Source organism: Burkholderia anthinoferrum (assembly GCF_002925705.1).
Lineage (GTDB): Bacteria > Pseudomonadota > Gammaproteobacteria > Burkholderiales > Burkholderiaceae > Burkholderia > Burkholderia semiarida.
In genome coordinates, this window is the sequence record NZ_LFZP01000046.1 from 164,965 (window position 1) to 176,489 (window position 11,525).

Annotated in this window: 4 protein-coding genes; 2 read left to right on the forward strand and 2 right to left on the reverse strand. The window is 68.5% G+C overall.

Annotated features, from left to right (window positions below; translation table 11 throughout):
• The first annotated feature begins 16 nt into the window (after nucleotides 1-16).
• Both C5F75_RS18325 and pbpC read left to right on the forward strand, forming a co-directional pair.
• Nucleotides 17-6,013, forward strand: a complete 5,997-nt coding sequence (locus C5F75_RS18325; RefSeq protein ID WP_104012538.1) for an alpha-2-macroglobulin — start codon at nucleotides 17-19, stop codon at nucleotides 6,011-6,013.
• A 54-nt stretch (nucleotides 6,014-6,067) separates the two neighbouring features.
• A complete protein-coding gene (gene pbpC / locus C5F75_RS18330; RefSeq protein ID WP_104012539.1) occupies nucleotides 6,068-8,491 on the forward strand; it encodes a penicillin-binding protein 1C in 2,424 nt (807 codons plus the stop codon).
• A 21-nt stretch (nucleotides 8,492-8,512) separates the two neighbouring features.
• Here pbpC and C5F75_RS18335 read toward each other — a convergent pair whose 3' ends face one another.
• Both C5F75_RS18335 and C5F75_RS18340 read right to left on the reverse strand, forming a co-directional pair.
• Complete coding sequence (locus tag C5F75_RS18335; RefSeq protein WP_059575353.1) at nucleotides 8,513-9,919, reverse strand: methyl-accepting chemotaxis protein; 1,407 nt, start codon at nucleotides 9,917-9,919, stop codon at nucleotides 8,513-8,515.
• 228 nt (nucleotides 9,920-10,147) lie between these two features.
• A complete protein-coding gene (locus tag C5F75_RS18340) occupies nucleotides 10,148-11,218 on the reverse strand; it encodes a porin (RefSeq protein WP_104012540.1) in 1,071 nt (356 codons plus the stop codon).
• Between the last annotated feature and the right edge of the window lie 307 nt (nucleotides 11,219-11,525).

Below are 11,525 nucleotides of genomic sequence, written 5' to 3' on the forward strand. Positions count from 1 at the left end.
ACAAGGAAATAACAAAATGGATTTGCTGCGTTTCCTGCTGCTCCTGCCGATTCGCCTGGCGGGCTTCGTCTGTTGGCTGCTTGGCTGCGCGCTGCGGCCGCTGGTCGGCGACGTGTCGTGGACGGCGCCTGCGTGGATGGGCGTCACCGCCGCGGCCGTGCGCCGCCGCCCGTGGCATGCCGGCGGCATCGTGCTGCTCGCGGCCGCGCTCGGTTATGGCGGCTACTGGTTCAAGCATCGCCCGAAGCCGCCCGAGCCCGAAACCGTCGGCTTCACCGTGAAGGCGCCGGCGATCACGACCTACGAGGTCGACGACTCCGACAAGCCGAAGATCACCGTGCATCCGCTCGAGGTGGCGTTCTCGCGATCGGCCGCGCCGATCGAACAGGTCGGCAAGCCGGCCGGCGACGGCATCGAGATGACGCCCGCGCTGAAGGGCGCGTGGGAGTGGGTCGACGACAAGACGTTGCGCTTCACGCCGGCGGCCGACTGGCCGGTCGGCACGCACGTCGAGGTGCGCTTCGCCGTGCATCGCGTGTTCGCGCCGCAGGTAACGATGCACGACGACCGTTTCGCGTTCGACGTGCCGGCGTTCGCCGCGACGTTCGGCGACAACCAGTTCTACCAGAACCCCGACAATCCGGCGGAGAAGCAGGCGCTGCTGCAGTTGCGTTTCAACTACCCGGTCGATCCGGCCGAGTTCGAGAAGCGCATCGGCCTGGTGCTGGTCGGCCGCGACGGCAAGACCGTGTCGCCGCTGCGTTACACCGTCAACTACGACAAGATGAAGACGAGCGCGTGGGTCTACTCGCAGCCGCTCGAGATTCCGCGCGATCCGCTGACGGCACGGCTCGACGTCGACAAGGGCGTGAAGAGCGCGCGCGGCGGCAACGGCACGCCCGACGTGCTGCACGCATCGGTCGGCGTGCCGGGGCTGTACAGCCTGACGATCGACAACATCGCGCCGACGCTCGTCGACAACGAGCGCTACGAGCCCGAGCAGGTGCTCGTCGCCGAAACCTCCGACGGCGTGCGCGGCGCCGAGCTGGCCGCGCGCGCGAAGGCATGGGTGCTGCCCAAGCGCAAGCCGGGCGTCGAGCAGGCGGACGACGATCCGCCGTACGAATGGAACGTGGCCGACATCAGCGACGCGGTGTTGAAGCAGTCGAAGCCGCTGCCGCTCGAAGCGGTGCCGACCGAGAACGACTACGCGACGCTGCAGAGCTTCAAGTACCGCGCGACGCCGGGCGAGCGCGTCGTCGTGCGGTTCGAGGGCGACCTGAAATCGGCGGGCGGCTACCGGCTCGGCGCGCCGGTGACGAACGCGTTCACGGTGCCCGATTATCCGAAGCTGCTGCGCTTCATGGCCGACGGCTCGCTGCTGTCGATGAGCGGCAGCAAGCGGCTGTCGGTCGTGTCGCGCAACCTGCCGGGCATGAAGGTCGAGATCGGCCGCGTGCTGCCCGACCAGATCCAGCATCTCGTGAGCTTCAACAACGGCACGTACGCGCGGCCCGAGCTGTCGTATTCGTTCAGCGAGGATCACATCGTCGAGCGCTTCGTGCAGACCCGTGCGTTTCCGGCCGGCGACCCCGGCCGTGCCCATTACGAAGGCATCGACCTCGGCCAGTACCTGAAGGGCGACAAGCGCGGCGTGTTCCTGCTGCATCTGTCGAAGTACGATCCTGCGGCCGAGAAGAAGAAAGCCGACGATGCGAAGGACGGCGATTCGGCGTCCGGCGACGGCGGCCAGGATTCATCCGACAACGTCGATTCGGGCGACAGCGGCGGCAACGGCGACGACAGCGACAACGCGCTCGGCGACACGCGCCTGATCGTCGTGACCGATCTCGGGATGCTGGTCAAGAAGGCGCTGGACGGCAGCCAGGACGTGTTCATCCAGTCGATTCGCTCCGGCAAACCGGTTGCTGGCGCAACCGTGTCGGTGCTCGCGGTGAACGGCCAGGCGCTGTTTTCGCAGACGACCGGCGCCGACGGCGTCGTGCATTTCCCCGCGTTCAAGGGGCTCGACCGCGAGAAGCGTCCGCAACTGTATGTCGTGAAGAAGGACACCGATCTGTCGTTCCTGCCGGTGGCCGGCCGTGACCGTCAGCTCGACTTCTCGCGCTTCGACGTCGACGGCGAGCGCAACGCGACGGGCCAGGGGCAACTGTCCGCGTACCTGTTCTCGGATCGCGGGCTGTACCGGCCCGGCGATCCGTTCCATATCGGCCTGATCGTGCGCGCGGCGAGCTGGGCGCGCAGCCCGGCCGGCGTGCCGCTGCAGGCGGAGATCGTCGACCCGCGCGGGATGACCGTCGAGCGCAAGCCCGTGACGGTCGACGCGACGGGCTTCACCGAGCTCGGCTACACGACCGCCGAAACGGCGCCGACCGGTACGTGGACCGTCAACCTGTATATCGTCAAGGACGGCCAGCCGGGCGCCGAGCCGATCGGCAGCACGACGGTGCAGGTGAAGGAATTCCTGCCCGACCGGATGAAGGTCGACGCGAAGCTGTCGCAGCAGGTCGTCGAAGGATGGGTGAAGCCGAAGGGGCTGAAGGGCCTCGTCGATGCGCAGAACCTGTTCGGCACGCCGGCCGAAAAACGCCGCGTCGCGGCGAAGCTGACGCTGCGCCCCGTGTGGCCGTCGTTCCGCAGTTGGCAGGGTTATCACTTCTTCGACGCACGCCGCGCGAAGGAGGGCTACACGACCGCGCTGCAGGACGGCACGACCGACGACAAGGGCCATGCCGAGTTCGACCTCGATCTCGACAAGTACGCGGACGCGACCTACCAGCTCTACTTCCAGGCGAAGGCATACGAAGCGGAAGGCGGGCGCAACGTCGCCGCGAACGCGCAGACGCTCGTGTCGAACAACGACTGGCTCGTCGGCTACAAGTCGGTCGACGATCTCGGGTACGTGAAGCGCGGCAGCCCGCGCACGGTGCGGCTCGTCGCGATCGATCCGGGCGCGAAGGCGATCGACGTGAAGGACCTGCGCGCGCAGCTCGTCGAGCAGCGCTACGTGTCGGTGCTGACCAGGCAGGATTCCGGCGCGTACAAATACGATTCGCGCTTGAAGGAAGTACCGGTCGACGAGAAGCCGCTGTCGATTCCGGCAGCCGGGCTCGACTACGCGCTGCGCACCGACAAGCCGGGCAGCTACGCGCTCGTGATCCGCCGCGCCGATGGCGCCGCGGTGAACCGGATCGAGTATTCGGTCACGGGCGCCGCGAACGTCACGCGTTCGCTCGATCGTAACGCGGAGCTTCAGGTGAGCCTCGCGAAGCACGATTTCAAGCCGGGCGAGCAGGTGGAAATCGCGATCCGTGCGCCTTACGCGGGCAGCGGCCTGATCACGATCGAGCGCGACAAGGTGTATGCGCACGCGTGGTTCCACGCGGACACGACGAGCTCGATCCAGCACATCACGGTGCCGGCCGGCTTCGAGGGCAACGGCTACATCAACGTGCAAACCATCCGCGATCCGTCGTCGGACGAGATCTTCATGAGCCCGCTGAGCTACGGCGTCGTGCCGTTCTCGGTGAACCTCGACGCGCGCCGCAACGCGGTGAGCGTCGATGCGCCAGCGCTCGTGAAGCCGGGCGATACCGTCAATTTCGTCGTGCATTCGGCGAAGCCGGCGAAGGTCGTCGTGTTCGCGGTCGACGAGGGCATCCTGCAGGTCGCGCGCTACAAGCTCGGCGATCCGCTGAAGTTCTTCTTCCGCAAGCGGATGCTCGAAGTCGGCACGTCGCAGATCCTCGACCTGATCCTGCCGGACTTCGAGAAGCTGATGGCGATGGCCGCGCCCGGCGGCGACGCCGACGATGCGATCGGCCGCCAGCTGAACCCGTTCAAGCGCAAGCGCGACAAGCCGGTCGTCTACTGGTCGGGGATCGTCGACGTGAACGGCGACACGCGCCTGAGCTACACGGTGCCCGACTATTTCAACGGGAAGCTGCGCGTGATGGCCGTGTCGGTGTCGCCGGACCTGGTCGGCACGTTCGAAGGCGCGACGACGGTACGCGGCGATTTCGTGCTGTCGCCGAACGTGCCGACGACGCTCGCGCCCGGCGACGAGGCCGACGTCAGCGTCGGCGTCGCGAACAACCTGACGGGCGTCGGCAACCAGCCGGTGCCGGTCGCGGTCACGCTGAAGACGGGCCCGCAGTTGCAGGTGATCGGGCCGGCGACGCAGAACGTCGCGCTCGCGCCGCAGCACGAAGGCGTCGCGCTGTTCCGCGTGAAGGCGACCGACACGCTCGGCTCGGGCGCGCTGTCGTTCGGCGCGCGCTACGGCACGAAGGGCGCGCAGCAGCGGGTCGACGTGTCGGTGCGGCCGGCCGCCGCGTTCCGCACGCAGCTCGACATCGCGCGGCTCGAGCCGGGCAGGAAGGTGAGCGTGCCGAACCTGCGGTCGATGTACGACGCGTATGCGTCGCGCGACGCGAGCATCTCGACCGCGCCGCTGGTGCTGTCCGAAGGGCTGTCGTCGTATCTCGTCAACTTCGAGCACGCGTGCAGCGAGCAGATGGTGAGCGCGGCCGTACCGCGCATGTTCGCGGCGAAGTGGCTGTCGGTGCGCGCGCTGACGAGCGCGATGCATGCGCCCGAAGCCGGCGTCGATGCGACGAATGCGAGCGCGATCGCGCAGTTCCTCGGCGTGCTGCGCAGCCGGCAGAACGCACAGGGCGGCTTCGGCCTGTGGAGTGCGACGCCCGATGCCGATCCGTTCGTGTCCGCGTATGCGATGCACGTGCTGCTCGATGCGCGCGACCGCGGCGTCGCGGTGCCGAAGGACATGCTCGACGCGGGCAACGCGTACTTGCAGCGGCTCGCCGCGAACGATTCGCTCGGCTCGCTCGACCTGTTGCGGCAGCGCGCGTACGCGGTGTACCTGCTCACGCGCCAGGGCAACGTGACGACCAACAACCTCGCGGCCGTGCAGAAGCGGCTGCAGGCGGCCTATCCGAACGACTGGAAGAACGATCTCGCGGCGGCGTGGCTCGCCGCGTCGTATCAGTTGCTGAAGCAGGACAAGGAGGCCGCGGCGCTGATCGCGGGCCCGCAGGCGTTGCTCGAGCGCAAGCGCGCGTCGGACGGCGATGATTCGACCGGCTACTACATCGACCCGCTGACGCGCGACGCGAGCGTGCTGTACCTGCTCGCGAAACACTTCCCGGAGCGCGTGCGCAAGCTGTCGCCGCGTGCGATGGACAACCTCGCCGCGCCGCTCGTCGACAATCGCTACAACACGCTGTCGTCGGCGATGACGATTCTCGCGCTCGACGCTTACGCGGCATCGAACGCAGGGCAGCTCGACCAGCTCGCGATCAATGAAGTGCGCGCGGGCGCCGCGCCGAAGGACGTATCGTCGATCCAGGCGAACCTCGTACGCTCGGGCACGTGGGCGGCCGGCGCGTCGCGGGTCGACTTCGTGAACGGCAGCGCGTTGCCGGCCTGGTGGGTCGCGAGCCAGTCGGGCTACGACCGCGGCACGTCGACGAAGGCGATCAAGAACGGGCTGGAAATCGTGCGCGACTACACGGATACGGACGGCAAGCCGCTCGCCAGGATCACGCTCGGCCAGGAGATCGACGTGCACATGAAGATTCGCGCGACCGGTTCGGCGAACGTCGGCAACGTCGCGATCGTCGACTTGCTGCCGGGCGGCTTCGATCCGGTGATCGCGCCGCCGCCCGTGACCGATACGGAGGACGGCAACGGCGACGGCAGTGCGTCGGCGCCGGTGGCCGATGCGCCGTGGCATTCGCCGATCGGCGTGAAGGGCTCGACGTGGCAGCCGCAGTTCGCCGATATCCGCGAGGATCGCGTGGTGGTCTACGGCACCGCGACGGCCGACGTGCGGGAGTTCGTCTACCGGATCAAGGCCAGCAATGCGGGTCGCTTCATTGCGCCGCCGGCCTACGGCGAATCGATGTACGACCGCCGCGTGCAGGCGCAGGCGCCGGGCGGCGCGGCGCTGACGGTGGAGCGCGTGCGATGACGAGGCGGCTGCACCGGCGTGGCAGGCCGCGCAGGTCGCCAGGAGCGGCCGGCCGTGGCTGACGCATCCGTGCTCCGGCGCGCGTTGCACGGCGCCGGCCGCTGGCTGCATCGCTGGCAGAACTGGCTCGTCGGCGCATTGCTCGTGTTCGGCGCGCTGGCCGCGTGCCGGCTATGGCCGCATCCGCCGCTGCGCGACTGGAAACCGTCATCGGTCGCGGTGACGGACGCGCGGGGCCGGTTGCTGCGCCTGACGCTCGCGAAGGACGACCGCTACCGGCTGTGGGTGCCGCTCGAGCGGATGTCGCCGCAGCTCGTCGAAGCCGTGATGCTGCACGAGGACCGATGGTTCCGGTGGCATCCGGGTTTCAACCCGTACGGTCTGGCGCGCGGCGCATGGATCACCTACGTGCGCGGCGGCAATCCGCAGGGCGGCTCGACGCTGACGATGCAGCTCGCGCGCTCGCTGTGGAAGCTGAACACGCGCACGCCGGCCGGCAAGCTCGAGCAGGTCGCACGCGCGGTGCAGCTCGAACTGTTCTACTCGAAGCGGCAGATTCTCGAAGCCTATCTGAACGACGCGCCATACGGCCGCAACGTCGAAGGCGCGGGCACCGCGAGCGTCGTCTATTTCGACCGGATGCCGGACGCGCTGACGCTGCCCGAAGCGCTCGCGCTCGCGGTGATTCCGCAGGACCCGGCGCGGCGCGTGCGCGGCGGGCAGGACGAGATCAACCGGGCGCTGGCCGCGTCGCGCAACCGGCTGTATGCGCGCTGGCTGACGAAGCACCCGGCCGATGCATCGCTGAAGCCGTTGTTCGCGTTGCCGCTGGCGATGCGGCCGCTGTCCGCGCTGCCGTTCGATGCGCCGCATGCGGTCGACCAGGCGCTTGCCGCGCGCAGCGCGTGGCGCACGACGTCGAGCGGAGCGGCGGACGATGGCAACCGCGACAGCGATGGCGGCGCGCGGCTCGCGACGACGCTCGATCTCGACCTGCAACGCACGCTCGAACGGCAGATTTCACGCTATGTCGCGCGCAACGATACGCGCGGCGTGCGCAATGCGGCGGCCATCCTCGTCGATACGCGCGACATGGGCGTGAAGGCGCTGGTCGGCTCCGCGAACTTCTTCGACCGGACGATCGACGGGCAGGTGAACGGCACGCTTGCGCGGCGCTCGCCGGGCTCGACGCTCAAGCCGTTTATCTATGCGCTCGGCTTCGACCAGGGCGTGCTGCATCCGCAGACCGTGCTGCGCGACGTGCCGACCGCGTTCGGACCGTATGCGCCGGAGAATTTCGACGGTCATTTCCTCGGGCCGATCACGGCGACCGATGCGCTGAACCGCAGCCGCAACGTGCCGGCCGTGTGGGTCGCGTCACAGCTCAAGTCGCCCGACCTGTATCGGTTCCTGCAGGATGCCGGCGTGCGCCGGCTCGCGAGCGCGCGGCACTACGGGCTCGCGCTCGTGCTCGGCGGCGGCGAAGTGACGATGCAGGATCTCGCGGCGCTGTATGCGATGCTCGCGAACCGCGGCGAGTTCCGTCCGCTGCGGCTGCGCGCGGACGAGCCGGCGCTGCCCGGCCGGCGCCTGCTGAGCGCCGAGGCGAGCTACATGACGATGGACATGCTGCGCCAGCACCTGCGTCCCGACGAGACGAGCGGCGCGCAGCCATCGAGCGTGCCCGTGTACTGGAAGACCGGTACGTCGTGGTCGTTTCGCGATGCGTGGACGGCCGGCGTGTTCGGCCCGTACGTGCTGGTCGTGTGGGTCGGCAATTTCGACAATTCGACCAATACCGCGTTCGTCGGTGTCGATGCGGCCGCGCCGCTGTTCTTCCAGGTCGTCGATGCGATGAACGCGGAACGCACGCTCGTCGAGCCGCCGCGCTCGGTGCCGCCGCGGCTGAAGCGCGTGCGCGTTTGCCTCGCGAGCGGCGATCTGCCGAACGAGTGGTGTCCGCAGCAGGGCTGGACGTGGTTCATTCCGGGCACGTCGCCGATTCGGGTGAGCACCGTGCACCGGCCCGTCGTGATCGACGACGCGACGGGGAAGGCCGCGTGCCCGCCGTACGACGGCAAGCGCACGCATACGGAGATCTTCGAGTTCTGGCCGTCGGATTTGCAGCAGGTGTTCGCGCAAGCCGGCATTCCGCGCCGGCGGCCGCCGCAGAATGCGGATTGTCGCGATGCCGGGCAGGTCGAAGGCGATCCGCCGCGCATCACGTCGCCGCTGCGCGGCAGTACGTATGCGATGCGCGTGAAGACCGCCGACGACACGCGCATCGCGTTCAACGCGACCGCCGATGCGAGCGCGCATGCGCTGTACTGGTTCGTCAACGACGCGTACGTCGGCCGCAGTGTGCCCGGCGATGCGCTGTTCTGGCAGCCGCGCACGGCCGGCAGCTATACGGTGCGGGTGGTCGATGACCACGGGCGCAGCGATCAGCGGCCGCTGGGCGTGGGGCTGGAGCAGTAGGCGCGGCCCGCTTGCGCCGGTTCAGACGCTGTAGCCGATCCGCAGGACGCCCCATGGCCGTCCGCCGACGACGATCGGCGCAGACACGTCCTTCATCAGCGCGAACTGGCCGTTGCCCATGTCGCGCCGATAGGTCTGCAACAGGAACGGCTTGTCGTGCGACACGGACATGCGCGCCGTCCGGTCCGTGTAGATCCGGCGATTCCGTGAGTTCGCCGCGTTCCAGGCGGCGTCCGCGCGCTGCGGCAGCGAAAACTTCCGGTTGTGGGTCGGAAGGTAGCACTGCCGGTCGAAACTCGCGCAGTAGACGATCCGTTCGTCGAGATCGAGCACCGGTTCCTGGATGGCCGGCAGCACGCGATCGGTGAACGCCGTGAAGCGCGTCATGAACTGCTGCGGGTCGGTGCCCGGAATCGGTTCGTAGTGCGTGTCGAAGAGCGCGTCGAGCGCGATATCGCCGCGGCCGACCGCGTCCTCGAATAGCTTGCTGATCGCGGCGGCCGTGCTCCGCGCGGTGTCGATCAGGCGCGTGTCGGGCGATTCGATGCCGGTCGCGGCCGTGAGCTCGATCAGCGTTTCGGAAACGGAGAGCAGGTTGCCGAGCCGGTCCTTGGCCTGCGAGAAATTGTCGGCCGAGTTCTCGACGCCGGACGCCATCTCGCCCACCTGCTCGTCGAGACGGTGGCACTGTGCCTCGATCTCGTCCGTCAGCGATGCGATCTGTTCGGCCTCGCCCGCGAGCTCGGTGATCGCGTGCCCGGTTGCGTGCACGACCTCGCCGATCGTGCGGGTGCCCTCGCGCACGCGGTGCGCGCGGGCGGCGTTGTCGGTGCCTTCCGCGAGCAGGTGCTCGGTCTGCTCGGCGAGCCGCGCGAGCGTCGTCTCGATCTGGGCCGTGGCCTGCCCGGTCTTCGCGGACAGGTTCTTGACCTCGGCCGCGACGACCGCGAAGCTGCGGCCGGATTCGCCGGCGCGCGCGGCCTCGATCGCGGCGTTCAGCGCGAGCAGGTGAGTCTGTCGGGCGATCACCGAGATCTCCTCGGAGACGGCCCGCACGTGATCGAGCGCGTCGCGCAGCGCGCCCATCTGGTCGCTGATCGTGGTGACGCCCTCGACGAGGCCGTGAATGTCGGCGAGCGACGCCTCGATCGTCTGCTGCGACTGCCGGACCGCGTTCGATGCGTTGGCGCTGACGTCGCGCACCTGCTGCGCGGCCTCGGCGATCCGGTGATTGCCGCGCAGCGTGAGGGCGGCCGATTCGCGCAGCGTGTGGCAGACCTCCGCCTGCCGCGCGACGCGGGCCGCGACTTCCTCGACGTGGCCCGATACGTCGCAGATCTCGATGCCGAGCCGGCCGGCCTGCTCGGCGATGTCGCCGACGAGCGCGCGCGACGAACGGCGGCCGCGGCCGATTCCGAAGAAGTTCACGTTGGTGGGTCTCCTTGAGGACACGCGCGCGGGGTTCCCGGCGGATGTTGGGTATGCGTTCCTGACTTGACGGCCGTACGGCCGCGGACTTGAGGTCGGGTAAACATCGAGATCGGCGTGCCGGATGGCGGGACCGGCGCCGGGAGGGGCGCGTTTGCGCCACGTTCGCGCGACGTTTCCGTGGCCGGACGGACGGCGCGTGGTGGCCGCCCGTCCTCGGGGGCTGTATCAGAACACGTGGTGGATGCCGGCGTTGACGCCGACCGTCGTGCCCGGCAACCCATACAACGCGCCGCCCGTGATGCCGAGGCCCGTGTTCATCGCGCCGTGGTTGTTGACGACGCCGACCTGCGCATACAGGCCCGTTCGTTTCGACAGGCTGTAGTCGGCGCCGACCGCGGCAAGCAGCGAATGGTTGTGCGAATCGTTGCGGTCGGTCGTGTACCACGCGCCGGTGTTCAGGTCGAGGGCCGGCGTGACGCGATAGTCGAGGCCGGCGCTGTACACGTTGTTGCTGAACGAGCCGGCGACCTTGTAGCTCGTGAACGACGCCTTGCCGGTCACCGGTCCGAACGTGTAGGCGGCGCCGATCGTGCGGCCGACGAACGCGACCGTGCTCGGCACCGGCGTCGGGGACGTGCCGCTGTTGCCGTCGTAGAGCGCCGCGTTGAGCATGAAGCCGCCGTTCGTATAGGTAAGGCTGCCGGAATACTGGCGTCCCGCCTGGAAGTCGCCGGCCTTGCCGCCGAAGCCGAACATCGCGCTGGCCGTCAGCCCGGCGATCGTCGGGCTCGTGTACGAAATCGCGTTCGGGTTGAAGAGGCCCGTGACGAGTACGTTGTCGACGTACGGCACCAGCGCGGCGCCGAAGTGCGAGACGTTGCGCGGATCCGATCCGAGTATCGCGAGCACGAATGGCGAGAACTGCAGGCCGACCTTCGTTTCGCCGAAGCCGCCGTCGATCCCGACCCACGCCTGGCGGCCGAAGAAGTTGCCGTTCGAATGGCCGAACGCGCCGTCCGTGATGTTGAAGCCGCTCTCCAGCTTGAATCTCGCGTGCAGCCCGCCGCCGAGATCCTCGGTACCCGTGATGCCGAAGTTGGTCGGCGTCATGCCCGTGTCGGTCAGCGCGAATTGACGTCCGGCGTTGCCGCCGGTTGCCGAATCGAGCGATCGGCTCGTATAGAGCAACGCGGCGTCGAGGTCGCCGTACAGCGTGACGCTGCTCTGCGCGAAACTGCTCGTGCTGGCGGCCGCGCCGAACAGCGCCGCGCAAATCGTCCATGTCCTGCTCTTCATCGTCTGTCTCCGTTTTGTGAGTGTTGTAATACGTACGACTAATTGAAAAGGCGGCGAAAGCGATGCGAGCCGCCTGCATGCCGTGCCGTCGGGGAACGCACGGCGATGCCTGTCGCCGGCGCGAAGGCGGCCGCGAGCCCGGCGTGGGAAACGGGATCGCGGCCGTGCCGCGGCGCCGCGTTGAAGCGATACGCCCGCCGTGGCGGGCGATGTCACATCGAGCGGTTCAACTGCTCGAGGATGGCCGGATTCTCGAGCGTGGACGTATCCTGCGTGATCGCCTCGCCCTTCGCGAGCGAGCGCAAGA

Bases quoted from the DNA above. Each gene is read 5' to 3' on its own strand.
- C5F75_RS18340 (WP_104012540.1), bottom strand. From the start codon at position 11,218: ATGAAGAGCAGGACATGGACGATTTGCGCGGCGCTGTTCGGCGCGGCC.
- C5F75_RS18325 (WP_104012538.1), top strand. From the start codon at position 17: ATGGATTTGCTGCGTTTCCTGCTGCTCCTGCCGATTCGCCTGGCGGGC.